This is a genomic window from Flavobacterium sp. NLM, assembly GCF_002210235.1.
GTDB classification, from domain to species: Bacteria; Bacteroidota; Bacteroidia; order Flavobacteriales; family Flavobacteriaceae; genus Flavobacterium; species Flavobacterium panici.
Window position 1 is genome coordinate 33285 of sequence record NZ_LIAC01000013.1, and the last position, 26866, is coordinate 60150.

A 26866-nucleotide genomic window follows, 5' to 3' on the forward strand; every position below is an offset into this window, starting at 1 on the left:
GTTTATTTTTTTTCGTTTGGATTTTCGATCATAGCCAGGATTTCGCGTAATTCATCTGCCGAGATTTTTTCTTCTTTGGCAAAAAACGAAACCATATTTTTATAAGAGCTGTTGAAATAATTATCAATGGCCGTACTCATATACTTTTTACTGTAAGCTTCAAGAGTTACAGCCGGATAATATTGATGTGTGTTTCCAAAAGCATTATGCGCCACAAAACCTTTTTCCTCCAGATTTCGAACTATAGTCGAAAGCGTATTATAATGCGGCTGATCTTCTGTAATTTCTGCCTGAATTTCTTTTACGAATGCCTTTTTAAGCTTCCATAAAATGTGCATTATTTCTTCTTCTTTATTGGTTAGTTTTTGCATTTTCAGATTTTTAAAAAATTACCAGCTTCTTAATGCTTTGTTTCTATCTCAATTACACCATTTGAGCCTTTATCTCCGTATTTAGTTACTGCATTTATTCCTTTGTAAACATTTACAGATTTAATATCTTTTGCATCAATATCTTCAATATCAAAACCAGCAGGCATTTCCTTTCCGTCAACAATTACAAGACTTTCTAATACTTTACCGTTGACTTTTGTATCATTAGAAATGGCAATAACAGAACCATTTGTGGTCGTAATAACTTTAGTATTAGTCTTATTATCTGTGTCAATAGTTACAGTAGTGCTAGTATTTGTGTTAGCATTACTATTAGTTTTTGTACTAGTATTAGTATTATCGTTAACATTGGTATCAATTTTAGTGATTAGTGTTTTGCTGGTGGTAGTTTTCGCATTATCAGGTTCAGAGGCATCAATAAGGCTGACTTTTTTACTAATGGCAACTTTAGTTTTCGCATCGTCATCAGTTTGAATACCAACGTTTTTTTGACCTTTTTCATCTGTAGTAACAATTACTCCAAAATCTTTAATCGCTTTATCGCCGTTAACCTGAATAGATTGTGCTTGCTGCTTTCCGTTTTTAATAGCAACTTTAAGTGAAGTTAAATAGTTCTCAGAATTTCTTTTTACATCAGAAACTTCAAAATCAACATTGTGAAGTTTTTTTAAATTCTCTTTGATTTTTTCCAAATCCGCATCTGTTGAGCTTTTCTTGATTTTGTAAACATCTACAGATTTAATTTCTCCCGAAACTTCTTTTACAATTTGTTGTCTTTCTTTTGCAACTACTTCAATTTGAAACAATAATACAAATGCTGCAAGTGCAGGAATTACAACATAATACTTCCAGGAATTTCTTTTTTTTGATTGATTTTTGTTTAACATGACAATTCGTTTTTTGATTAATGATTGATAAAAATGATTGGTAATGGCAACACAGCTTTCGTGTGTTGTTATTTTTAAAAGCGTGTATTGATACGCCTTTTTGTCTGATAATTTTTTAGCGGCTTCTTTATCGGCGATAAATTCTAAATTCTGAATAATTGCCTTTTTATAAAGCCATATAATAGGATTGAACCAAAAAAGCATACAAAAAGCTCGTGATATCAAAACATCAATAGTATGATTTTGATCGCTGTGCACTTTTTCATGTTCAATAATATTTTCTAATTCTGCAGGTGTATACATTGATGAGTTGTATACGATATATTCAAAATAAGAAAAAGGAGGAATATTTTCGTGTGTATCAATAAATTTAAAATCAGCCTGCTGATGTACTTTTTTTCCTTTTAAAATAGAATTCAAACTGTAAAAATCCATTGCAAATTTTATCAGAAAAACTAAAAGACCAATACAATAAATAGATAACATAACGTAGATCCAGTTTATTTCAAAGGCTTTGTTTTCAGTATTTTGAATAAGATTTGTACCAGAAAAATTTAAATTTGGAATAGGAGTAGGATTTACCCAAACAACTTTAGTATAAACTATTAATGGAAGCACAACTGAAGTAATTAAACCAGTAAGTAAAAACCATCTGTTACTAGTAAAGAAAGTTTCTTTTCGAAGTAAAAAATAATAAGCACAGTAAAATAATGCCACTAAGCCAGCCGATTTTGCGATATAAACAAATATTGATTCCATAACTATCGTTTTTCTTCGTTTATTTTACTGTTATTTATTGTCTTTTGGATTTTCGATCATAGCCAGAATTTCGCGCAATTCATCTGCAGAAATTTTTTCTTCTTTGGCAAAAAACGAAACCATATTTTTATAGGAACTGTTGAAATAATTGTCAATAGCCGTTTTCATATATTTTTTGCTATACGCTTCAAGAGTTACTGTTGGATAATATTGATGAGTATTTCCAAAAGCATTATGCGCCACAAAACCTTTTTCTTCCAGATTTCTAACAATTGTCGAAAGTGTATTATAATGCGGCTGGTCTTCCGTTATCTCTGCCTGAATTTCTTTTACAAATGCTTTTTTAAGCTTCCATAAAATCTGCATTATCTCTTCTTCTTTGTTGGTTAACTTTTGCATGTTTTCTAATTTTAATTCAAACCTACAACTATTTTTTTAGTTACGCAACTATAAATATAGTTATTTAACTAAAAATTTCGTTTAAAGCTGAATTAAAAGCATAGAAAAGTTATTCAAAATCAAATTTAATGAATTGAATTATAATGATTTATGTGTAAAGGTTGAATTTATTTATTTTTCTCCAGAAGTAAAGCTTTTCTAATCCAAAGACAGCAAAGAGTAGCCAGGATTCCGATGGAAGCCATAAAAAGCCAGTTTTGTTGATAACCAAAATGGTCAGCAATTCCAAAACCTAGCATAGTGCTAAAAATATGTGCTAAACTAAAACTCATGGTATATAAAGCCATATAACGCCCTTCCTGACCACGAGGCGCACGGCTTAAAGCAAATGCATTCGAAAAAGGGAAGGTTAGAATTTCTCCAATCGAAATACAAATCATACTGATAACCAGGATTCCGGCCCAAACATTAATTAATAATAAAAAGAAACTCAATGCCATTACAAATGATCCTATAATGATGATTTTGATTTTTGGAAAACCTTTTCTTTCCATAAAACCAACCGTTGGCATTTCTAAAGCAAAAATCAAAAGTCCGTTTAAAGTCATTAAAAGTCCGGTTTGAAACTCGTTTAAACCATATTGTTTATGATGATATAAAGGTAAAGTGGTGAAAAGCTGAAAGAAAATAATAGCCGTAATAAAACTCACAAATAAGAAAACCCAGAATATTTTATCATGAAATACTGATTTTACATTTGTTACGCTTTCGGTTTTATCATCATGATCGACTTTCTTCTTTTCTTTAACTAATAATGCAAAAATAGATATGGAAACAATACATGAAGCTCCGTCAATCCAAAATAAACCTGAATATCCCATTCCTATAATGATTAAACCTCCAAGTGCCGGCCCTGCTGCAAAACCTAAGTTTACTGCAAGACGAACAAGAGTCAAGGCACGTGTTCTGTTTTCTGGTTTTGCATAAGCGCCAAGTGAAACAAACATGGCAGGACGAAACATATCGGCAATTGTCATTAATACAAACATTGCAATGCAGAGTCCCCAGAAAGAAGTGATATATTGAATAAAGAAAAGTGATACTCCGCTCGTAAACAGACTAAAAACCATGATTTTGTAAAACCCAATTTTATCAGAAAGCTTTCCCCCAAGCCAGGAACCAAGCATAGATCCCAAACCAAAAGAAACCATAATCCAGGTTACCTGATCTAAAGAAAATTTTAAATCTTCATTTAAATATTTTGATAAAAAAGGCAGTACCATTGTACCCGCACGATTTATGAAAGTAATTAATGTAAGTATCCAAATTTCTCTTGTAAATCCCCTAAAATTGTTGAAATAATGGTTTGCGGCAGTTTTGAGCATTATAATTATTGTATTTGCCACAAAGTTAGGAAACTTTGTCACGTACAACGGTTGTTGCTTTGTTACTTTTAAACTATTTTTGCATAAAATTTCCAAAGATGAAAAATTCTATTGCCCTTATTTTGCTTGTAGCTTTTAATTTTGGCTTCAGCCAAAGTAAATTTAGCAAGACTGAAGCTGAAAAATTCCAAAAGCAAATAAACTCAGAATATGCTGACGCTAAGACAAGTCCGTTAATGGAAGAAGATTTAAAGACTTTTAAAACTTTAGATTTTTATCCAATTGATGGAAAGTATTTTGTGAACGCAAAATTTGAAAAAGCTACGAATGAAAAAGTTTTCGAGATGAAAACTACCGGAACAAGAACGCCGCAATATATAAAATACGGTACTTTATCCTTTACTATAAATGGAGTTCCAATGAAGTTGAATGTTTACAGAAACATTGAACTATCTAAACAAAAAGAATACAAAGACCATTTATTTCTTCCTTTTTCTGATTTGACCTGTGGAAAAGAAAGCTACATTGGCGGAAGATATATCGACTTAAAAATCCCAAAAGGAAAAACAATTGCAGTCGATTTCAATCAGGCATACAATCCTTATTGTGCTTACAATCATAAATATTCATGTCCGCTTGTTCCGTTAGAGAATGATTTAAAAGTAGAAATCAAAGCCGGAGTGAAAACATTTCATTAATGGAATTCTTTAATTTTCATACCCATCAATTTACAAATCAATCTAATATAGTAGAATTGGTGAATCAATATCCGCAGGAATTTGATGCATCGATTCCGTTTTATTCTATCGGAATTCATCCGTGGCATATTACGGAAAGTGAAATTGATTTAGAATTGAAAATTATAGAAGAAAAACTGCAAACCGAAAATTGTCTGGCAATAGGCGAATGCGGTTTAGACAAACGAATCGAAATTCCGTTAGAACTGCAGATTGTAGTTTTTGAAAAACAATTGGCTTTAGCCGAAAAATATAAAAAACCAGTCGTGATTCATTGCGTTGCTGCTTTTCAGGAAGTGACCGCAATTAAAAAGAAATTAAAAATTTCTGTTCCGATGATTATTCACGGTTTTTCAAAAAATAAACAGCTGGCAGAACAATTAATTAAAGACGGATTTTATATTTCTTTCGGGAAATATTTATTGAGAAATCCTGATTTAAAAACTGTTTTTCAGAATATTCCAAACGATCGTTTTTTTCTGGAAACCGATACAATTGAAGAGAATATTCAGCAGGTTTATGATTTAGCATCGGAATATAAAAATATTACAATCAAAGAATTACAAGGTATTATCTCAAGTAATTTTAAAAGTGTATTTAGTAAAAAGTAAATAGTAAAAAGTGAAATAAGTTTGTCACCCTGAGCGAAGTCGAAGGGCGTTCCAATAGGACGTGGGGCTTCGACTTCGCTCAGCCTGACAGCGGTGAACTTGAAACAAATAAATAAAAGTAAAATAAGTTTGTCACCCTGAGCGAAGTCGAAGGGCGCTCCAATTGGACGCTGGCTTCGACTTCGCTCAGCCTGATAGCAGAGAACTTGAAACTTGAAACAAAAAAGATAAAAACTAAAAAAACAAAATAGAATATATGGCAGAGTGGACAGAAAGAGCCGAGCTTTTATTTACAAAGGAAGGATTAGAAAATTTGCGTAATGCAAATGTATTAGTAGTAGGTTTAGGCGGTGTTGGATCGTTTGCAGCTGAATTTTTAGCAAGAGCAGGAGTAGGAAGCATGACAATTGTTGATGGTGACGTTGTGGATATTACAAACATTAACAGACAATTACCTGCTTTGCATTCTACAGTGGGAGAAGCAAAAATTAAAATTGTAGGCGATAGATTAATGGATATTAATCCAGAATTGAAATTAACACGAGTTCAGGAATTTTTATCTCCGGAAAGAGCTTTTGAAATCGTTTCTCCAGAATTTGATTATGTTTTAGACTGTATTGATAGTATTACTCCAAAACTAAATTTAATTATTGCAGCAAAACGTAAAAGAGTAAAAATCATTAGTAGTATGGGAGCAGGAGGAAAGATGCTGGCTTCTAAAGTAAAAGTGGGCGATATCTCTAAAACTATAAATTGCTATTTCTCAAAAGCAATTCGTAAGAGATTAAAAGCGGTAAATATCAACAAATTAAAAGTTGTTTTTTCATCTGAAATCCAAAACGAAAAAAGCTTAAAATTAACCGACGGAAAAAACTTTAAAAAATCTTTCTACGGAACAAACAGTTATATGCCAGGATTATTCGGTCTTCACGCTGCTGAAACGGTTATTCGCTACTTATTAAAGAAAGAGTAGGAAGTCGCAGTTTTCAGTCTCAGTTCACAGAAAAGAAACCTTTGAACCTTTGTCCCTCAGAACCTTAGTACCTTAAAAAAATGATTAAAACAGTAATTTTTGATATGGACGGCGTAATTGTCGATACAGAACCCGTTCATCGTTATGCCTACTACAAACAGTTTTCAGAATTAAATATTGAAGTTCCTGAGGAAATGTACACTTCATTTACCGGATTTTCGACAAGAAATACTTTTCAGAGTTTAAAAGGTTTTTTTCCGACAATTGAGCATGAAGTAGAAGATTTGATTCAAAGGAAAAGAAATATTTTTAATGATGCTTTTGACACCAAAGAAGATTTATATCTTTTAGATGGAGTTGAAGATTTGATTAAGGATATTTATGCAAACGGAATTCAGCTGATTTTAGCTTCGTCGGCTTCAAAAGTTACAATTGAACGCGTATTTACAAGATTTAATCTGCATCAGTATTTTTCTCATATTGTGAGTGGTGAAGATTTTCCGCAGTCTAAACCAAATCCTGCTATTTTTAATCACGCCGCTTCATTGTCAATTGCCCCAAAAGAAGAGTGTATTATTATTGAAGACAGTACAAATGGTATAAAAGCCGCAAAAGCTGCCGGAATTTATTGTGTAGGTTATAACAGTGTTCATTCTAACCTGCAGGATTTATCAGAAGCTGATATTGTTATCAATCATTTTAGTGAATTGAATGCGCAAAAAATATCACAGCTTAAGGCCTGAATTATGTAAAATTTAACATTTCTTAGGTAATTGAATTCGTAAATTTGAAAAAAACAAACAAACACTTAATAATGAAAAAAATACTTATTGCATTAGCCATCATTTTGGCACCTTTTGCAGCTGAAGCACAAGTAAGAACGCCGCAAGCGAGTCCAAAAGCTTATATCAAACAAACAGTGGGTTTAACCGATGTTGAAGTTACGTATTCAAGACCGGGAGCGAGAGGAAGAGCTGTTTTTGGAAACTTAGTTCCGTTTGGTAAACTTTGGAGAACCGGAGCAAATGAAAATACTGTTATTAATTTTAGTGACGATGTTGTAATTGACGGTAAAACTTTGAAAAAAGGAAAATATGCAATTTATACCATTCCTAAAATTGAAAGCTGGGAAGTTATTTTTTACCTTTCTACAGACAACTGGGGATTACCTGAAAACTGGAACGAGTCGTATGTTGTATTAAAAACTACAGTTAAAGAAAATGCACTGCCAACTCCGATTGAAACTTTTACAATTGGAATTAACGGTTTAGACCAAAACTTTGCTTATTTAGAAATGGCTTGGGAAAACTCTCATGTTGCTTTAAAATTTGAAGTTCCAACGGCTAAAAATGCAATTGCAAGTATCGAAAAAACATTGGCTGGACCAACTTGGAATGATTATTATGCAGCGTCTCAATATTTATTTTCTTCAAACGGAAATTTAGATACTGCAAAAATCTATGTTGATAAAGCATTAGATATGAGTACTGATAAACCTTATTATGTTTCAAGATTAAAATCATTAATCCAGGCAAAACAAGGTGACAAAAAAGGTGCTGTTGAAACAGCTAAACTTTCATTGGCTGCTGCAGAAGCTGCAAACAACCAAGATTACGTAAAAATGAATAAAGATAGTATCGCTGAATGGAGCAGATAATTTCTTGAAAATTTCTATATAAAATTCCAAAATCCAAAGCTCTATGAGTTTTGGATTTTTTTTGGAATAAATACAGACAGACTTGTCTGTATATTAAAATAATATTTATATTTGTATATCAAATTATTGAAGATGCAGCCCAGAGAAAGAATTTTAGAAAAGACTTTTATTTTATTCCATAAGCAAGGTTATAATGCTACGGGAATCAATCAGATTATTGAGGAATCTAAAGTGGCGAAAGCTAGTTTTTACCAGCATTTTAAATCTAAAGAAGATTTGTGTGTGGCATTTTTAGAGCAGCGTCATGCCTTTTGGTTTAACGAATTACTAAAATTCACAAATAATGTGGAAGATTCAAATTCTAAAGTTTTAGTCTCCTTTGAATTTTTGATTTACATGAATGAAAAAGAAAATTTTCGAGGCTGTAGTTTTCTAAATATACTTTCAGAAATTCCGCCAGATAATGTTAAGATTCTCAGCGTTATTCAAAGCCATAAAAGTGATTTGCGTAATTTTTTCAGGGATATTTTAAAAGATGAACTAATATCAGATCATGTTTATTTATTATTTGAAAGCTGTATAATTGAAAGTCAGTTATTTAAATCAAACGAGTTAATAGAACAATCAAAAAAAATAATTCAAACTTTAATTTTAAAATAATGGAACAAAAGTTACCGCTGCCACCTTTCACTTTAGAAACGGCAAAAGAAAAAATTCAGCTGGCAGAAGACGCATGGAACAGCCAGGATCCGGAAAGAGTTTCAAAAGCGTATACTATTGACAGCGAATGGAGAAACAGAGATAAATTCGTAAACGGACGCGATGAAATTGTTGCTTTTTTAACGGAAAAATGGAAGAAAGAAAGAAATTACAAATTAAAAAAAGAATACTGGGCGCATACCGAAAATAGAATTGCAGTACGGTTTGAGTATGAATATCAGGATTTTAATGGAAACTGGTTTAGAACCTACGGAAATGAAAACTGGGAATTTGATGCTAATGGTTTAATGCAAAAGAGATTTGCCAGTATAAATGATCTTCAAATTAAAGAAGAAGACAGGAAATTTAAATAAAACTAGTTCATACTAGGCGGTTCAGGAATTTTGATCTTTCTTTTGATTTTCTTTACAATTAAAAGATAAAAAGTAATTCCGCCTAAAATTATAAGTAAAGCAATTTGAAGCTGGCCTAAACTATTGTTTTTGCTGTACATTGCATTTGCATTTGCCAGCTTTGCTTTTCCTTCTTTAATTTGAATTTGAGATAACGATTCTAAAGTTTTTAAGGCTTGCGCGCTCGAATAAGCAATTTTATTCCAGTTTTTGTTTTCAACTTGTTTGTTGATTTCCTTGCAAGAACCCAGAAAAGCGTCAAAATGCCGTTTTTCGTTATTGGTCAAAACTGTTTTAGCGTACAAATCATCAATATTGTGAATAATATCTAAAGTATGAATGATTTCATTTTTTTTAATATTATCGCTTAAATCCAGTTTTTCAGCTTCAGCTTTTATGAAATGAAGCTGTTTCGAATATTGAAAAATATAATGCGCAACAACTAATCGATCTTTATAAATGGCGTTGATATTGTCGTTGACATTTTTAGAATTTCGAAGCGTATTGAAATTTCCCAATAAAATTATCAGCATTACAATCAGCAATATAAAAGCTGCTTTGGTTTTATTGCTGTATTTTTTATGGTCTTTCATAACGCTCTATTTGAGAAGTGGGTTACTCAAAGATAGAGATTTTTAGATTAAGTTTGTCATTCCGAGGAACGAGGAATCGCACTCGTAACTCGACAAAGATTGGGTCTTTTCTTTGCGTAATTTCTAGTGCGATTCCTCGTTCCTCGGAATGACAAGATTGTGTTTTTTTTTGATTTAAAAGAAAATTTATTTCAATCTAAATTTTTTCCCTTCTTTATAACCAATGGGAAAAGTTGGGCCTTTTACTCCAAATGGCCCTGAACCATTGTCATTGTAATAATATTCTTCTTTATTATCAGTATATCTTCCGGCACATAAAAGATTGAAAGTGGTGCTTTTTCTACTTGATTTAAGAACATTTATATCAATCCAGACAGGTATTTTATTTTTTCGATAAAGTAGTTCAACAACTTCTTTATCTGTCAAATTCAATCTTATAATTCCCTCATCTTCTGGATAAATATCAAATTGATCCATATTTCCGATGACATTTGGCGGGGTAAAAATTATATTATACTTGAAATCAGTAGTCAATTTATCTTTGACATAATTTTCGGCAAATTTCAGAGCTACAAAACTTGCACCGTTTAAATGAAATAAAAACTCCTCTTTTGTCATTTTATGTCTAGAATTTTCAAACTAACACTCTCATTTAATAATAGTTTAATTTGTTCTTGTATTTCAGGATATTGATTTGTTTTCTCTAAATCTACTATGATAGGTTTTATTTCAGTTGAATAAAGTTCTTTAGTCATATTAGCACATTTAGACTCTCCAAATCGTAAATATTGAAAAACTTTACTTAATCGGTTTTCATTATTAGATTTTAATGCTTCTTTAATGGCAGAAATTCGATTCCACTTTTTATGATTTTCTTTCCACCATTTCTCTGCGTTATTTGAAAGTATTTTTCGATATTCTATTTTCTTTTGGTCTGAAGTTTTCTCCTTCCAATCTACTTCATAATTTCCTTTCTGAATATATTCATTATAATTTCCCTTCATTAATTTCAGTAAAGTTTCATCATTAATTTCAGAATTCTTATAACCAAAATCTTGAAATGTAACCTCTTCGAGAAGCCAGCCAGATCTAACAGAAATCCAATCGAGATCATATGGAATAAAATATCCATGACCATAAAAAACGGTAGTTCCTGGGTAGATTAAATCGGCAGTATCCGTTAATTTTACAAAACTTGTGTCTTTTAAAAGCTTAATTAATTCAGGAATAATAGTTTGCTGATATTTTTTAAGTTCTTCCTTAGCTGGATTTATACTTCCGTAAAATGATTTTTTCTGAAATTCGATAAGCAAACTATCAATTTTTTTTGCTTGTGTATTTTGTGAATATGAGTTTAGGAATATAGCTCCAAAAAGTATTGTTAGATAAAATTTAAGTTTCATTTTTAAATAACGAGTTTAATTAAATAAAATCATAATCTATCCACATAATCCAACCATTTCCTAATCCCCAAACTTCTATCATTGTAGTTTTAGAATGATAACCTATTTTCGATCTATCGAAATTACAGTTGTTTTTTACTAAATACAATGTAGCATTTTTTGTCCAATTAAGTATAAATTCAACTTCTATATCTTTTTTACAATTGGCTTTATATATAGTAAAAGATTCAATGCCGAGTTTTTCAAGATCATTTTTAATCTCAGGGTCAATTTTGTTTTCAGGTATACGACGACCAGTTCTTTTGGTTAATTCTTTATCAGCATAAATTTTTTCAGCTACTTTTTCAAAGGCAATTTTATTGCTGTAAAATTTATCAATATAGCCCTCTGTGTCTGATTTTGAAACTTCGCAACTAAATAATGCCAAGCTGATTAAAACTGTTAATATTTTAGCAGTTATTTTCATTAACTTATTCTTCTAAAATCAAATCACTATTATCCTTTTTATCTCCTTTAAAAAACAAAAGCTGCAAAATCAAAGCCAAGCCTATAGTCAAAATAGCTCCAATAAAATTCAGCCATAAATAACCCAATTTTTCTTGTTTGTAAACCATAAAGTAATAAATGATTATAATTACAAACTGACTTATACAGGCACTAATAAACATAGATTTTGCCTGAACACGTTTTATATAAAAACCAACAAGGAAAATTCCCAAAACGGTTCCGTAAAAGATCGAACCAATAATATTTACAAGCTGAATCAAGTTTTCAAACAAAGTTCCTACGCAGGCAAAAAGGATTGCAATAACTCCCCAAAACAGTGTAAAAAATTTAGTTGCATTAAGATAATGTTTCTCTGATTTTTCGGTTTTGATATTTCTTTTATAAATATCAATCGCCGTTGTCGAAGCTAAAGCATTCAATCCTGAAGCCGTTGAAGACATTGCTGCCGAAAGAATAACGGCAAGTAATAAACCTATTAAACCTTTTGGTAAATAATGCAGGATAAAATGGAAAAAAACATAATCTTTATCGTTGGTTTCGCTATTACTGTCGGCTCTGGAAATAATTTCTTTGGCACGATCACGTAAATCTTTTTCCTTATTCGATAAATTGACTAATTCTTTACGAAGAATCGGATTGTCATAATCCTGATTCAACTGATCGATATATAGTAAGTTGATTACTTTTTTATCTTCAGATAATTTGTCCAGCTTTTTTTCAAGAACATGATATTCTTCTTTATACGCCGATTTTTCAATTACAATTTTATTATTCGGATTGAAATTTAAAGGAACGGGATTGAATTGGAAAAATACAAAAACCATTACTCCGGTTAACAGAATAAAAAACTGCATCGGCACTTTTAAAAGTCCGTTCATGATTAATCCCATTTGGCTTTCTTTCACAGATTTACCGGATAAATATCTTCCAACCTGAGATTGATCTGTACCAAAATAGGCGAGTGCTAAAAAGAATCCGCCTGTAATTCCACTCCAAATCGTATATTTTTCTTCCGGATCAAAAGAAAAATCTACAATATTCATTTTATCATTTGCTCCGGCAATATGCAGCGCGCTTGTAAAAGTCATATCGTTTGGTAAGTAATGCAAAATCAGGAAAAATGTGATAAACATTCCCGACATAATCACAAACATTTGCTGTTTCTGCGTTACGTTTACGGCTTTAGTTCCTCCAGAAAAAGTATAAATAATTACCAGAACTCCAATTATAATATTCATTCCGGTTAAGTTCCAGCCTAAAAGTGCCGATAAAATAATGGCAGGAGCATAAATCGTCAATCCTGTACCTAAACCTCTTTGAATTAAAAATAAAATAGCGGCAAGAGAACGAGTTTGAACGTCAAATCGTTTTTCAAGGAATTCGTAAGCGGTAAATACCTTATTTTTATGATAAAGCGGAATAAAGGTCAAACAAATAACAACCATTGCAATTGGCAGTCCAAAATAGAACTGTACAAAACCCATTCCGTCATGATAAGCCTGTCCGGGAGTAGATAAAAATGTAATTGCGCTGGCCTGAGTTGCCATTACTGAAAGTCCAACGGTGTACCAGGGCGTTTCGTTGTTTCCTAAAATAAAATCTTCAACGTTTTTACTTCCTTTGGTTTTCCAGGAACCGTAACCAACAATGAATAAAAGTGTTACAATAAGTACGATCCAGTCAAATAGCTGCATAGGTTATGAATAAAATTGCATGATTAAGAAAAAAATCACAATGTAAATGAGGTTAGCAACTAAAACATAGGTGTAGCTTTTTTTCCATTTTTTTGTTTTTTTTGCTTCCATATTTTTGAAATTATTGCTTTAAATCCTGTTTAGGAGCTTCAAGAGGTTGTTTTAGCGAAATAATATTCGACAGTAATCTGTAAGCGCCCGCAACACCTTCCGGCAGTTCTCTAAAAAAGCTTAGACCAGTGTAAATGTAATATCCTTTTCCATATGGAGCGACTAATAAAGCGCCATTTTTAGCAGATTCTCCTTTGTCGTGTGAAGAAATAATAGGAGTGAAGGCAGGATCATATTCATCTGGATAATATAAACCCTGTTCTTGTGTCCAGCCTTCAAAATCTTTTGAAGTAATTTTATTTGGCGTATTTAAAACCGGGTGATTTGGAGCAAGGAAAGTCACTTTAGCATTTTCCTCGGTCACGCGGTCGTTTGATAATTTTAATGGATAAGGTGCAATTTTATCGGTTACTAATTTGCTGCCGTATGTATTGTACTGCACAATCATATTTTTACCGCTTTTTACAAAATTAAATAAGATATTTTGTTTGTTTGCCAAAGCGTTTACAGTGTTGTAAGCACGGATTCCTGTAATAACGGTGCTGAAAGAATCCAGTTTTTCAGGTGTAATTTCTTCTGGTTTTAAAATAGAAACTTTGTATCCCATTTGGGTTAAACTTTCCGGAACTTCGTCGCCGGCACCCATAATGTAAGCGATAGCATCTCCAGAAGTTTTCAAATCAATTCTAATACATTTTGATTCAGCTGGTTTTAAAACCATTTGTTTGGTAATATGATTGAAATCTATAATAGTCTGGTCTCTGTCAAAACGTTTGTTATCTACAATTGCAATACTTTTTGCTACAACTTCTTCCGGATTTACAGGTGGTGTAACTTCAAAATAAAAAATTTGTTCTGTTCCTTTTTTATCTAAAGTAAATGCGATTTGTTTTGGAGAAACATTCCAGCTTTTTGGCAAATCTAATTGCAGATTTCCTTTTACATCATCTTTTCCGGCACGAACTTTTACCGGAACCATTTTGCTTTTTGTATCTCTAAAAATCAAAACTTTTTCTAAAATAGAAGTCGTAACTTCTGGAACTATATCCAGGAAATTATACATTTCGCCTTTTACGCCGTCATTGTATTTGTAAACAACGGTTCGCTCAAATGGAATTTCTACATTATTGATTTTGATATTAAAAATTACTTTTACTTCTCTAATAATATCGGGAATACCAATATTTTGCTGATTTGAAACGGTGTACATTCCAACTGTTGCTTTTTCTTTTAACCAATATGGCTGCGTGTATTCAATATTATCAGGAAGCTGTAATTGCAGACTGATTTTTTGATCGTTATTGTCTCTTAAAACGCTGTTTTGAGCTGTTGTTTTATTGTCTGGCAATGTTGTAACGCTTGTCAATTGCATTTCAACAGCACATCTGTTAATAGCTTCTAAACTCAAACGAATACTGCTTCCCGGAGTTGCTTCTTGTTCACTGGAAACGGCTTCAAGATATAAACCGGAACATGAAGCAATGATATTTTTTATGGCTGTTGATTTTAGATTTTTCCAATGTGTATCGTCTAAAGCCTGAATCATAGTGTAAGCTTTCACTAAATCCGGAATACTTTCTGACGGATTGCTGAAATTATATTTTTCAATAATTGAAGTAATTAAATCTCCAACAGGTTTTCCGTTTTTAACACGGTTCCAGCTAGTATCGATTCCGTCAAATAAATTATCGCGGTCTTTTGGCGTATCTCCATTAATAAGTTCAAGATATTCTGTTTCTAAACCACGAACTCCGGTACTTCCAAAACCTTGTGATTGGTGACGGCTTCGGCTTAAAGCAGCAATTTCCTGATTCGATTTTCCAATTCCGGTATAATATACACCCGTTTCTAACTTCGTAAATTTAGATTTATTGGCGGCATCAAATTTTTCCTGACTTCCGTAAAACCACCATGAAGGATTGAAAAACTGACGTTTTACCTGCCAAGGCGAAACAAATTTCAACTGCTCCGGATAAACTTTTGGGTCATTTGTTAGTTTAAAACTCTCGACACTCAACATTGCAGACGATGTATGATGTCCGTGTGTAGTTCCCGGCGAACGGTGATCAAAACGGTTTATGATGATATCCGGTTGAAAATTTCTGATTGTCCACACCACATCGGCAAGGACTTTATCTTTATCCCAAATTTCTAACGTTTCGTTTGGATTTTTAGAGAAACCAAAATCATTTGCTCTTGAAAAAAATTGTTCTCCGCCGTCTATTTTTCGGGCTTCAATTAATTCCTGAGTTCTAATTACACCAAGTAATTCACGCAATTGCGGACCAATTAAGTTTTGACCGCCGTCACCGCGTGTTAAGGATAAATAACCGGTTCTCGCATTTACTTCATTTGCTAAATACGAAATCATTCGGGTATTTTCGTCATCAGGATGTGCTGCAACGTACAATACAGAACCTAAAAAGTTTAGTTTTTTAATTTGATTGTAAATTTCGACTGCGTTAGGTTTTTGCGGCTGTTGTGCAAATAAGGTTTGAAAACTTATAAAAAATAGAAGAAGTATTTGAACTTGTATTTTTCGCATGGTGTAGTGAAATGGTTTTGAAATGTGTTCCAAAAATACTAATTAAATCTTGGAACAAAATTTAAATGAAATGTTAATGGTAATTTTTGGATATTATTTAGCTGATTTTTAAAATAGAAAAAGAGCGTATTAAAACTTAATACGCTCTTAAATATTTAGATATTATCTTCTTCCGTGGCCATGACCATGACCGTGATCATCATCATCATGTCTATCATGCCCGTGGTGTTTGTCATGCTTGTCGTGTTTATCATAATGTCTGTGATCTCTGTGCTCATAATGACGCTCGTTGTAACCATAAACCGGTCTTGGTCTGTAAGGTCTTTGCGGTGCACCGTGATATCCTTTATAATATTTTACTCTGTGACGATCGAAGTATGTATAAGGAGTTCTTCCGTGATAATCTGTTAAAACAACTTTATAGCCTCCGTATAAATCATAATTTCTGTATTGTCTTGGTAAATAAGTTGCTCTAACCCATCTTCCTCCTCCAAAATAAATGAACTGCGATGCACGTACATCATAATAAGCTTCAATATCTGGAAGATAATAATATTCCATTTCAGCATATCCGGCTGGTCCCCAAGCTGGAGGTGTTCCTATATTAACGTTAACTGATACCTGAGCTTGTGTGGCATTTGCAACCAAAAGAAATAATCCGGCGATTGCTATTTTAATTGTTTTCATTTTTTCTAAAGTTTAATGTTAATCTTTGTTTAAAGATTTTCATATATCGTGCCAAAAATAAAAATACAATTGTATTTCATCGGAGAAAATATGCTTTTTGACGATTAAACTGATGTTAAATATTCTGTAAAATATTGATTTTTAAAGTGTTTTGCAGAATGAAAAATTTCTAAAAAAAATCTAAATATTTTTTCATTATCGATAATCAACAATTCTTGGTTTGGCAAGTTCAAAACTCTGTAAACCATAATCGGTTGTTTCAAATGTATTGGTTTTGAAAACACTATCACCCTGATAAGGAATACTTGGGTAATATGACAGTGACAGCTGGAAATTACTAAAAACCAAATAGTCATTGCTTATTAATAAGCCTAATGTAATTTTTGAATACGGTTTGCTGTCGAACATGGCATTTTTTGGACTTCCTAAAAATGCTATCGTATAATTAAAAAACGGATTTAAACGAAATCCCCAAAGCGCATAAGGAGAATACGTTTGTGTCTGCAGGGATAAAAGGGTTTTACTAGTTCCATATAAAGCGGCGTTGAATCCCGCGAGACCATTTCGTTCGTTTATATTAAGTTCATCGCCAATAATTTCCTCCCGATTTGCACCAATTACAACTCTTGGGTTTACGAATTGTCGCAGTTTCCAGGTTCCCAAATTAAAGAGTTTTGTAAAATAATTTGATTCAAATAAATATGCGGTTTGATACGTTTTGGATTGATGAAAATAGGTTCCGGCTTCAAAATTCATACTTAAAAAACCTAATCGGTAATAATTTCCAAAAGAAAACTGCGCACCGGCATAAGGTCTCCAAATCTGATTTTTATATTGATATCCAAAGGTAATTCCGTAAATACGCCCAATTGGAACGTCTTCGGTCTGGCCATTTCTAAAAATATAATTGTCTTTAATAAATTTTCGTCTGTTTAATCCAATGCCCATTAAAAGCAGTTTTTCATCCGAATAAAAATTAGTTGGATCATATAAGGAATCTGGAGATTCGCTGTAATTCACATTTAAAAAACGTGCCGATGTAATTAAATTGGTAATGGCTTCATTATCATCTTCATAAACTTTTGTGGCTTTACCCACCCAAAAATCCTGAAAATTATTCTTAAAACTCTGAAATGCATAACTCATATCAGGAGCCTGTAGGGAATCTCTTCTAAAGTTCTGTCCAACAAAAACACCTCCTGCCCATTTAGTTAAAGGCGAATAGAAATCTCTTTCAATATCAATACTTTTAGTATAATTATTGTCTAAATCCATGTTGTAATGGAGCGTAGTTCCTATATAGGTGTTTTTTATATTGGGAACCGTATACGTAATATCATTGCCATTTGCACCATCATCAAACCGATTGGTGAAACGATATTCTAACTGTTGTCCTGTACCAAAAAAATCTTTTTCTTTAAATCCCACACCAACTCTGCTGCTCGATATTGAAAACCTCGGAATAGTACTCCAGGAATCTAAAACCCGAATCGTAACATCAACAGAATCTGATGCCGGACTGGCTAATTCATTAGAAATCCTAACTGCCGTAACATATCTCTGTGAACGAATTAAACGTTCTGTTTCTTGTATTTTATAAGAATCATAAGGAGTATTTCTTTTAAACAAAAGAAGATTGTAAATTGCTATTTTTTTTGTTTTTAAGTGCAGTTTATTTCCGGTTCGTTCTCCCCAGTTTTTTGGCTGCACGGTAGTATCTGTAATAGAATGCCCAAAAGGATCAAGCGTTACAATATTTATTTTTCGAATGATTTTTCCGTTGAAACTTTGAGTGTCACTAGGCTCAATAACTTCTCTTTTTTTAGCTTTTTTTGATCGAAAAAGAAGTTTATGTAAGGTTTGGGTGAACTTATTTTTCTTCGAATAGTTTTTTATTTTAGTATAAATCTCTATACTGTCCTTTTTGGGAGGATTGTCTTTCTTAGTTTTATCTGTCTGAGCACAAATACTTTGAAAACAAAAGCATAAGAAAATAAAAATAACTATTTTTTTACTTGATAACATTCAGATGGATTTAAACTTATTTTAAAGGCTATTATTCTATGAATTTAAGATAAATAACACGATTTTTTTTAAAATCAACAGATTATTTACTCTTGTACTTTTGCTTTGCGAATTCTCCAGGCAAATTTTCTCGGAATATGATTTCCCATTAAATAACCCCAGGGTTCCAGCGATTCTATTCGGTCAAATATAATTTTCAAAATGGCTAAAAGCGGAATTGCCAGAAACATACCCGAAATTCCAGCCGCCGCACCGCCCACAATAATTCCCATAATGGAAACAAAAGCGTTTATTTCTACTTTTGAATTGATAATTAAAGGCACAAGAAGATTATTGTCAATTAACTGAACAATTACATTGACAATTAAAATCCCCACAATTACTGATGTTTCTCCTGAACCTGTCAATGAAGCCAAAACGGTAATAACTCCTGCAACTAAAATTCCGATGTAAGGAACCAGATTTAAAATTCCCGTTATCAATCCTAATAAAATGAAATATTTAATGCCAATAATCCAAAGTCCTAAACTGGTCAAGACAGAAACTATAATCATTTCCAATATCAAACTCACGATATAATTGTTTATCGAAACTTTGATTTGTGATAGAATATCTTTTAAAGCAGCATGATTTTCTTTGTTTATTAATTTGGCCAAAAACAGTTTGAAATGTTCTTTATATATCAAAAACAAAAACGTATAAATTACAATAATAGTGCTGTCTAGCAGAAGGTCGCTTATAGATATTATGGCTGAGCCTAAAGTAGCATTTCCGTTTTTTACAGAGTCTTTTGTAACGGTGTCAAGATATTTTTTCTGTTCGCCAATACTTATTTGAAAATTTTCTCTGATAAACTTATGAATTTCAATTATAAAGGAGTTTGCATTTTTCTTAATTGTATCAAAATCACTTGCCATATTAGTAACCTGATAAGAGATAAAAATAAGAATCCCGCCAATGAATGCCAGAAAAATTAAAACACAAATTATAGCCGCAAGATGTCTTGGAAACTTAAATTTTGTGTTTAAAAAGGTGAAAATTGGCAATAGTAAAACCGCAAATAAAAAGGCTAACAAAACGGGCGTAAGAATATCTTTGGTAATGCAAAAAATATAAGCAAATGAAATTAAACTTACTAAGATACACGCAAGTTTTGCATAAAACGGCAACTTTATGGGATGGATCATTTTTGATGAAATTTTTAGATAATGTATAATTGGTTAAGCAAATATTATAATTTCTTTAAATTATAGCGTTTTAGCTTTTTAGTTATACGTTATAAAATTCCCATTCAAAAATTAATCAAAAAATTCTTTCTCTTCGTAGTGTGCCGGCATGATTGAAATTCCCTTTTGCAAAAGCAGATTGTTAGGGAAAATAATCTTTTCGCCTTCTTTTGTTCTCAGGCTGATATGAAAGGTATTAATGTCTTCAATTTCAGCTTCAATAGGGAAATCTTTATCGTGAATTTTTATGGTGTCGCCAATTCTGAAAGGAAAGGAGAAGAACAAAATCATTCCCGAAGTAATATTACTCAAAATCGACCATTGCGCAAACATCGCAACGCCAATAACGGTTGCAATAGAGGAAACAGTTAAAAAAATATCCTCAGTATTAACGCCCCAAATCACAATTAAACTAAGCGTTACCAAAATATTCATAAAAATATGAGTGTATTTGATAACCAGATTAGTACGATGTTCTAATAAATGACTTGTAGAAGCAAAACGTCGAATTAATTTAGCAACAATCATTCTTAAAGCAATTAAAGCAATGATAAGAATGAAGGTGGCAAATAATTCCTGAGTATATTCTTTAAAAGAAAACATAAATAAATTTTTACACTAAAGTACTCAAATATTCGTAAACTTTAGCCGTTGGAAGCCCCATAACATTGGTATAAGAACCTTCGACTTTTGTAACTGCCATAAAACCAAACCATTCCTGAATCCCGTAAGCTCCGGCTTTATCATAAGGTTTATAATTTTCGATATAAAACAAAATTGCTTCATCAGATAAATCTTTGAAAGTAACTTTTGTAATATCGTGCAAAAGGGTAGAAGCAGTATTAGTTTGAAAACAAACAGACGTAATAACTTCATGCGTTGTACCCGACATTGATTTGATCATTTCAAAAGCATCTTCGGCACTTTTGGGTTTCCCTAAAGCTTTATTCTGATGCCAGACAATGGTGTCGCTTGTTACTAATATTTCGTTTTCTTTTAATTCGTCTTTAAACGCATCGGCTTTTAGCTGAGCCAAAAAATCAGTGATTTCAACTGCTTTTAATTCTGGCGGATAAATTTCTTCCACATCTTTTAAGCGAATTTCAAAATCAAGATCTAAATCCTTAAAAAACTGCTGACGACGCGGCGATCCAGATGCCAGAATGATTTTATATTTTTTGAGTTTTTCTTTAAGCATGATTTTGAAGGTATTGATGATTTAAGCTGATAATAAGGATAGATAAAATTCCGAAGAATAAAATTAATTTTAAAACCGTACTTAAATGGTGAAAATCCTTTTTTGTTTTGGCACTAAATATTTTTACTATAAAATATAATAAAGGTGCCAAAACAAAAACGAATGTATAAAACGTAACGATCAAGAGATTATTTTCAAAGAAATATTTATTGATGTAAAGCAGACATAAAATAAACGGAATTATAGCAAATCCCAATGCAATTTTTGCAGCACGGTTTTTTCCAATGGCAATTGGTAAAGTATTCATTCCTTGATTATAATCGCCATCCATGTCTTCAATATCTTTAACTATCTCGCGTACAAAATTGATCATAAAAGCAAAAAGCGCATAATCTGTCAAAATAGAAAAGAAACTCGCCATTTGTGCCTTATTTTCTAAAGTCGTAGCCGGAAAAAGGTCAAAAACACCAATTATTAAAACGCTTATGGCAAGTAAAGCCGCCACTACAAAATTCCCCAAAATCATAATCGATTTTAAAGTTGTAGCATAAAAATAAAGCAGTGAAGCAATCAGAATAAAAAGCGAGGCAAATGTTGGTCTTAAAATTATATTGGCCAAAACAAAACCAATTGCAACACCAGTAACATTAAGTCCAATGTAAATATTAAAGGCCGCTGTTTCAGAAATTCCTTTGCCAATTACAACATTCTGAGGTTTGTTAATAGTATCTGTTGCAACATCATAAATATTGTTAATGACATAACCCGCTGCTGCCAGTAAAACGGTGCTTAAAACTAAAAGTCCGTATTGCCAGTCTGCTAAAGCCAGCGGAATATCCTGCTGTTTTAAAAAAGCATAACGAAATAAAACCTGCATAAAAGCAAGCATAAGTAGATTTTTATATCGAATTAGTTTTAGGTATTTCATTTTTTTTGAAGTTGCTAAGGTTCTGAGATGCTGAGATTCTAAGTTTTTTTAAGGTTCAAAGGGGCAAAGAGACAGAGGTTCAAAGTTTTTTTAGATCACTCACTGTAAACTGAGACTGCGACTGAACACTAAAAACTGAACACTAATCATGCTGTCCATTAAAATGTTCCATCCATTTTCCCTGTACTTTCATTACTTGCTCGATCACGTCGCGTGCAGCGCCTTTTCCGCCTTTTACGTGCGAAATATAACGGCAGATATTTTTGATTTCCGGGACTGCGTCTTGCGGGCAGGCTGGTAAACTTACTAATTTCATTACATGATAATCCGGAATATCGTCGCCCATATATAAAACCTGTTCTGGTTTAATATTGTAAGTTTTAGTATATTCTTCGAACGTTTTTACTTTATCAGGAGTTCCTAAATGGATGTCTTTGATTCCTAAATTTTTAAGTCTTACGCGAACGCCTTCGTTGCTTCCGCCAGAAATAATGCAGACATGGTAACCGCTTTCTACAGCCGCTTTCATAGCGTAACCGTCACGAATATTCATCGTACGAAGAATTTCTCCTTCTGTGGTTACAAAAACCGAACTGTCTGTAAGTACGCCATCAACATCAAAAATAAATGTTGTAATGTCGTTCATCATTTCTTTATAACTTTTTGCCATTATGCTGTATAGATTGTGTTAGTATTTTATAAATGTTTTTTTGATTTTCGTTTGTGATAAAATTCAGGTGCGCATCGGTTGTGACAGAATCGTGGCGCTTTGCCGGACCGGTTTGAGCGTCAATTGGATCTAGGGTTTTTATTTTTTCGGCAGTTTCCTGAATCAAAGGTTTTAAAACTTCAAAAGGAACTTGATGTTCTTCGCAAATTTCCTGCCCAATTTGATATAAATGATTCGTAAAGTTATTGACAAAAACGGCTGCAACGTGCAAAGCTTTTCGCTGTTCTGAACTTATGGAAAAAACCGCATTTGAAATGCTTTTCGCCGTTTCTTCTAAAATTTTATAATCATCCTGATTCTCCGTTTCCAAACAAATCGGAATTACTGAAAAATCAACATCTTTAGTTTTAGAAAATGTTTGTAATGGATAAAAAACCCCTTTTCTGTTTTTTGAATCTAAAACATCGATAGAAGTTGTGCCGGAAGTATGAACAACTAATTGGTTTTCAAATGGCAATTGACTTGAAACTTCAGCAATAGCATTATCGGAAACTGAAATGATATATAAATCTGATTCTTTTAAATCTGTAAATTCGGTTACGATTTTATCTGAATCGAGAAGATGACTCAAAGCTTCTTTTTTTCTCGAAAAAGCCTGCACAATTTCAACAAGCGAACTTGCAGAAAAAGCTTTTATTAAATGCTGTGCGACGTTTCCGGAACCAATAATCGTTATTCGAATCATAATCGCAAAATTAACATTATTTTTTCTAAAGAAAATATGGTGGAAGAAAGTTTGCCCACAGATTACACAGATTAAACTGATTTGTACGGATTTATGTTTTATTTATTGGCAAAAAATAAAAGAAATCTAAAAAATAATCCGTTTAATTTGTGTAATCTGTTGCCCAAAACACAATCCTATTATTTGGTTTTTATTAACAAATAACATTTACCTCAAATCAACATTTTTAAGTATTTTTGTGCCACTTTTATACAATGTAATTCCTTAAAAATGGATAAAAAAATATTCTCTTTTTTGTTTTCTACACGATTAATGGCCGTTCTTTTTTTGACATTCGCAATTGCAATGGGTGTTGGAACTTTTATCGAAAGTAAATACAATACCGATACAGCCAGAATTTTAATATACAATACATGGTGGTTTGAAGCCATAATGTTCATTTTCATGATTAATTTCTTTGGAAACATTAAACGTTATCAGTTATTGAAAAAAGAAAAATGGGCAACATTTTTACTGCACATTGCCTTTGTTTTTATCATTTTAGGAGCTTTTATTACACGTTATATCAGTTATGAAGGAATGATGCCAATTCGCGAAGGCGCATCAGAAAATCAGATTTATTCAGATAAAACATTCATCACCATTTTTGTTGATGGTGAATATAAAGGAGAAATGAAACGCAGGGTTTTCGAAAAAAGCCTTTTACTTTCTCCCGTTACTAATAATGATTTCTCTGTTTCAGGAAAATTTGACGAGACTCCGTTTGAAGTTTCCTATTCAAAATATATAATGGGAGCAAAGGAAGTGGTTAAACCAGATCCTAACGGAACTTTATATCTTAAATTAGTTGAAGCAGGTGCTGGCGGACGCGAAGAACATTTCCTGAAAGAAGGTGAAGTTCAAAACATTCACAATGTTTTATTTGCTTTAAATAAACCAACGCAAGGTGCTATTAATATTAATACAACTGGCGAAAAATACACGATTCAAACTCCTTTTGAAGGTGAATTTATGCGAATGGCAGATCAGTTAAAAGGAAAGGTTACTAAAGATAATGTTCAGCCTTTAATGATGCGTTCTTTATATAGCATTGGAGATATTAGAATCGTTTTCCCGGATTCTGCAATGAAAGGAAAAGTGGATTATGAATCTAGTAATGATTTCAAAGCAAAATCTCATACAGATGCTTTAGTTGTAAAAGTTAAAGCTGAAGGACAGGAAAAAGAAGTAATGGTAATGGGCTCTAAAGGAAGTATTGGAGAACCAAAAACGGTAAAAATTGGTAAAATCGAATACTCTATATTCTACGGAAGTAAAGCGTATGTTTTACCTTTTAGAGTAAAATTGAATGACTTTATCGCAACGAAATATCCGGGAACAGAAAAAAGTTATTCTGCTTTTGAGAGTAAAGTTACCGTTCAGGATTCTACAGAAACTTTTGATGCCGATATTTATATGAACCATGTTTTAGACCATAAAGGATATCGTTTCTTTCAATCTTCTTTTGATCCAGACGAAAAAGGAACAGTTTTATCTGTAAACCACGATTTCTGGGGAACTTCTATCACGTATTTAGGATATTTTATGTTATTCTTTGGTTTAATGGCAATCATGTTCACCAAACATTCTCGTTTTGCTGACTTAAAACGCAAACTGGAAAATGTGAAAAAGAAAAAAGAAAAACTAATTACCATTTTAGTTTTAATGATTAGTTTGAGTGGTTTCGCACAGCAAAACCCTCACGTACATTCGCACGAACATGATCACAATCATACAGCAGATCCAAACGATCACGCGAATCACGTTACTGCTCCACCGAGTCAAAAACAATTAGATTCGTTATTGACAATTTATAAAGCTCCGGAGGCGCATGCGGCAAAATTTGGACGTTTAATTATTCAGGATGCGGGCGGACGTATGAAACCTATTAATACGTTTTCATCTGAATTACTTCGAAAAGTAAGCCACAGTGATACTTATAATGGAATGAACTCTGACCAAGTATTTTTGTCAATGACACAATATGCTCAGGTTTGGATTCAGATTCCGCTTATTTATATTAAATCAGGAAACGACAGTATTCGTAAAATTATTGGTATTGACAAAGAAGCAAAATTTGCTCCGTTTGTAAAATTCTTCGATGAAAACGGAAATTATAAATTGTCACCTTATTTAGATGCTGCTTATAAAGCAGGAAATCCGAATCAGTTTGAGAAAGATTATATTGAAACAGATAAAAAAGTAAACTTGATGGAATCTGCTTTAAGCGGCAGTATTTTGAGAATTTTTCCTGTTCCAAATGATCCAAACCACAAATGGGTTTCGTATTTAGAGCGCAATAACAATGGTTTTAAAGGAATGGATTCTACCTATGTAAACCAAATTCTCCCATTGTATTTTAGTGCTTTGAATAATGGTTCTATTTCTAAAAACTGGGATACGGCCGATCAATTGGTCGAAAGTATAAATGGTTTTCAAAAGAAATTTGGCGCAAAAGTTCGTCCAAGCGAACAAAAAATTGATGCCGAAATTGCTTATAATAAATATGATGTTCTTCAAAAACTACCGTATTGGTATATCACAGCAGCACTATTTATGTTTGTTTTTGTGATTGTCAATATTTTCTTTGAGAAAAAATGGCTTCGTATAACCGTAAATGCTTTTCATATTATAGTTGGATTGTTATTTGCGCTTCACACATTAGCATTAATAGCACGCTGGTATATTTCTGGTCATGCTCCATGGAGTAATGCGTACGAAGCAATTGTATATGTAGCTTGGTCAACAATGTTCTTTGGATTGGCTTTTGACAGAAAATCAAAATTAACGGTAGCTTCATCTGCTTTCGTTACTGCTATGATTTTAATGGCAGCATACATGAACTGGATTGATCCGGAAATTGCAAATTTACAGCCCGTTCTTAATTCATATTGGTTAATGATTCACGTTGCAGTTATTGTAGCAAGTTATGGCCCAACTGCATTAGGGATGATTTTAGGTTTTGTGGCTTTACTATTGATTTTGTTTACAACTGAGAAAAACAAAGCTAAAATGGAGTTGAACATTAAAGAGATAACTTATATCAACGAAATGGCGGTAACTATTGGTTTGATCATGCTGACTATTGGAAACTTCTTAGGCGGTCAATGGGCAAACGAAAGCTGGGGTCGTTACTGGGGATGGGATCCAAAAGAAACCTGGGCTTTAATTTCGATTATGATTTATGCTTTTGTAATTCACGCTCGTTTTGTTCCTGCTTTGCGTGGAAAATGGTTCTTCAATTTAATGACGATGTTTGCCTTTATTTCGATTCTATTTACATATTATGGAGTAAACTTCCATTTAGTTGGTTTACACTCTTATGCAAGCGGAGAAGCACATTCTTTAAACTGGGTTTATTATTCAATAGCAACAATTGCAGTAATTGGTGCTGTGACTTATCCGAAATATCGAAAATATTATAAAAGCAAAAAAAAGTAGTTTTTTTGATATAATAAAAGAGGCTGCTTCAAAAGTTGAGGCAGCCTCTTTCATTATAATTATTTTATTTTTGTTATTTATAGTCACTTTTTGATATTCAATATATCATTCCATAGGAATGTTTCGTAGGTAGAAAAAAATA

The 26866-nt window shown here is 32.5% G+C and carries 26 protein-coding genes; 8 read left to right on the top strand and 18 right to left on the bottom strand.

All coding sequences use genetic code 11. The annotated features are described in order from the left end of the window. Positions 1 to 2 precede the first annotated feature (2 nt). From APR43_RS15925 to APR43_RS15940, 4 genes are all read right to left on the bottom strand, one after another. Positions 3 to 371 carry a BlaI/MecI/CopY family transcriptional regulator gene (locus APR43_RS15925; RefSeq protein ID WP_053474183.1) on the bottom strand — a complete coding sequence of 123 codons (369 nt, stop codon included), beginning with the start codon at positions 369 to 371 and terminating at the stop codon, positions 3 to 5. Between the two features lie 29 nt (positions 372 to 400). Further along, entirely contained in the window at positions 401 to 2038 is a 1638-nt protein-coding gene (locus APR43_RS15930; protein WP_053474182.1) for a M56 family metallopeptidase, read from the bottom strand. Between the two features lie 30 nt (positions 2039 to 2068). Further along, the gene (locus tag APR43_RS15935; protein WP_053474181.1) at positions 2069 to 2437 is read right to left on the bottom strand and encodes a BlaI/MecI/CopY family transcriptional regulator; all 369 of its coding nucleotides are present in this window, start codon (positions 2435 to 2437) and stop codon (positions 2069 to 2071) included. A 167-nt stretch (positions 2438 to 2604) separates the two neighbouring features. Next, complete coding sequence (locus APR43_RS15940; RefSeq protein ID WP_053474180.1) at positions 2605 to 3822, bottom strand: MDR family MFS transporter; 1218 nt, start codon at positions 3820 to 3822, stop codon at positions 2605 to 2607. 98 nt (positions 3823 to 3920) lie between these two features. Here APR43_RS15940 and APR43_RS15945 point away from each other — a divergent pair, with 98 nt between their 5' ends. From APR43_RS15945 to APR43_RS15975, 7 genes are all read left to right on the top strand, one after another. Further along, positions 3921 to 4520, top strand: a complete 600-nt coding sequence (locus APR43_RS15945) for a DUF1684 domain-containing protein (RefSeq protein WP_053474179.1) — start codon at positions 3921 to 3923, stop codon at positions 4518 to 4520. Then, positions 4520 to 5170, top strand: a complete 651-nt coding sequence (locus tag APR43_RS15950) for a TatD family hydrolase (protein WP_053474178.1) — start codon at positions 4520 to 4522, stop codon at positions 5168 to 5170. Before APR43_RS15945 ends, APR43_RS15950 begins: the two co-directional genes overlap by 1 nt. 256 nt (positions 5171 to 5426) lie before the next feature. Then, a complete protein-coding gene (locus APR43_RS15955; protein WP_053474177.1) occupies positions 5427 to 6143 on the top strand; it encodes a ThiF family adenylyltransferase in 717 nt (238 codons plus the stop codon). 80 nt (positions 6144 to 6223) lie between these two features. Then, entirely contained in the window at positions 6224 to 6886 is a 663-nt protein-coding gene (locus tag APR43_RS15960) for an HAD family hydrolase (protein ID WP_053474176.1), read from the top strand. Positions 6887 to 6957: 71 nt separating this feature from the next. Then, complete coding sequence (locus tag APR43_RS15965) at positions 6958 to 7800, top strand: DUF2911 domain-containing protein (RefSeq protein ID WP_053474175.1); 843 nt, start codon at positions 6958 to 6960, stop codon at positions 7798 to 7800. A gap of 132 nt (positions 7801 to 7932) precedes the next feature. Beyond that, the gene (locus tag APR43_RS15970; protein WP_053474174.1) at positions 7933 to 8460 is read left to right on the top strand and encodes a TetR/AcrR family transcriptional regulator; all 528 of its coding nucleotides are present in this window, start codon (positions 7933 to 7935) and stop codon (positions 8458 to 8460) included. Then, the gene (locus APR43_RS15975; protein WP_053474173.1) at positions 8460 to 8873 is read left to right on the top strand and encodes a nuclear transport factor 2 family protein; all 414 of its coding nucleotides are present in this window, start codon (positions 8460 to 8462) and stop codon (positions 8871 to 8873) included. Before APR43_RS15970 ends, APR43_RS15975 begins: the two co-directional genes overlap by 1 nt. Positions 8874 to 8875: 2 nt before the next feature. Here the strand turns inward: APR43_RS15975 and APR43_RS15980 are convergent, their stop codons facing one another. The 14 genes from APR43_RS15980 to APR43_RS16045 form a co-directional block, all read right to left on the bottom strand. Next, positions 8876 to 9505, bottom strand: a complete 630-nt coding sequence (locus tag APR43_RS15980) for an MCP four helix bundle domain-containing protein (RefSeq protein WP_053474172.1) — start codon at positions 9503 to 9505, stop codon at positions 8876 to 8878. 186 nt (positions 9506 to 9691) lie between these two features. Beyond that, positions 9692 to 10123: a hypothetical protein gene (locus tag APR43_RS15985; RefSeq protein WP_053474171.1), complete on the bottom strand. Its 432-nt coding sequence runs from the start codon at positions 10121 to 10123 to the stop codon at positions 9692 to 9694. Beyond that, complete coding sequence (locus tag APR43_RS15990) at positions 10120 to 10908, bottom strand: hypothetical protein (RefSeq protein ID WP_053474170.1); 789 nt, start codon at positions 10906 to 10908, stop codon at positions 10120 to 10122. The genes APR43_RS15985 and APR43_RS15990 overlap by 4 nt, the downstream gene beginning before the upstream one ends. A 19-nt stretch (positions 10909 to 10927) precedes the next feature. Next, complete coding sequence (locus tag APR43_RS15995) at positions 10928 to 11374, bottom strand: hypothetical protein (protein WP_053474169.1); 447 nt, start codon at positions 11372 to 11374, stop codon at positions 10928 to 10930. 4 nt (positions 11375 to 11378) lie between these two features. Further along, complete coding sequence (locus tag APR43_RS16000) at positions 11379 to 13109, bottom strand: sodium:solute symporter (RefSeq protein ID WP_053474168.1); 1731 nt, start codon at positions 13107 to 13109, stop codon at positions 11379 to 11381. A 121-nt stretch (positions 13110 to 13230) separates the two neighbouring features. Continuing rightward, on the bottom strand, positions 13231 to 15765 hold the full coding sequence (locus tag APR43_RS16005) for a PIG-L family deacetylase (protein ID WP_053474167.1): 2535 nt from the start codon (positions 15763 to 15765) through the stop codon (positions 13231 to 13233). A gap of 162 nt (positions 15766 to 15927) precedes the next feature. Then, positions 15928 to 16452 (bottom strand): hypothetical protein, encoded by a 525-nt coding sequence (locus tag APR43_RS16010; RefSeq protein WP_053474166.1) that lies wholly within the window; start codon positions 16450 to 16452, stop codon positions 15928 to 15930. Between the two features lie 195 nt (positions 16453 to 16647). Then, a complete protein-coding gene (locus APR43_RS16015; RefSeq protein WP_053474165.1) occupies positions 16648 to 18477 on the bottom strand; it encodes a hypothetical protein in 1830 nt (609 codons plus the stop codon). An 86-nt stretch (positions 18478 to 18563) separates the two neighbouring features. Next, positions 18564 to 19664 carry an AI-2E family transporter gene (locus APR43_RS16020; RefSeq protein ID WP_053474164.1) on the bottom strand — a complete coding sequence of 367 codons (1101 nt, stop codon included), beginning with the start codon at positions 19662 to 19664 and terminating at the stop codon, positions 18564 to 18566. 111 nt (positions 19665 to 19775) lie between these two features. Beyond that, on the bottom strand, positions 19776 to 20306 hold the full coding sequence (locus APR43_RS16025) for a mechanosensitive ion channel domain-containing protein (RefSeq protein ID WP_053474163.1): 531 nt from the start codon (positions 20304 to 20306) through the stop codon (positions 19776 to 19778). 10 nt (positions 20307 to 20316) lie between these two features. Then, positions 20317 to 20901, bottom strand: a complete 585-nt coding sequence (locus APR43_RS16030) for a Maf-like protein (protein WP_053474162.1) — start codon at positions 20899 to 20901, stop codon at positions 20317 to 20319. Continuing rightward, complete coding sequence (locus APR43_RS16035; protein ID WP_082356484.1) at positions 20894 to 21829, bottom strand: geranylgeranylglycerol-phosphate geranylgeranyltransferase; 936 nt, start codon at positions 21827 to 21829, stop codon at positions 20894 to 20896. Before APR43_RS16035 ends, APR43_RS16030 begins: the two co-directional genes overlap by 8 nt. Positions 21830 to 21971: 142 nt before the next feature. Further along, complete coding sequence (locus APR43_RS16040; RefSeq protein ID WP_053474160.1) at positions 21972 to 22499, bottom strand: KdsC family phosphatase; 528 nt, start codon at positions 22497 to 22499, stop codon at positions 21972 to 21974. Further along, positions 22483 to 23244, bottom strand: a complete 762-nt coding sequence (locus tag APR43_RS16045; protein WP_053474159.1) for a Rossmann-like and DUF2520 domain-containing protein — start codon at positions 23242 to 23244, stop codon at positions 22483 to 22485. Before APR43_RS16045 ends, APR43_RS16040 begins: the two co-directional genes overlap by 17 nt. Before the next feature lie 270 nt (positions 23245 to 23514). On the opposite strand from APR43_RS16045, the gene ccsA reads away from it, so the two are divergent. Beyond that, entirely contained in the window at positions 23515 to 26724 is a 3210-nt protein-coding gene (gene ccsA / locus APR43_RS16050) for a cytochrome c biogenesis protein CcsA (RefSeq protein WP_053474158.1), read from the top strand. Positions 26725 to 26866: the final 142 nt, after the last annotated feature.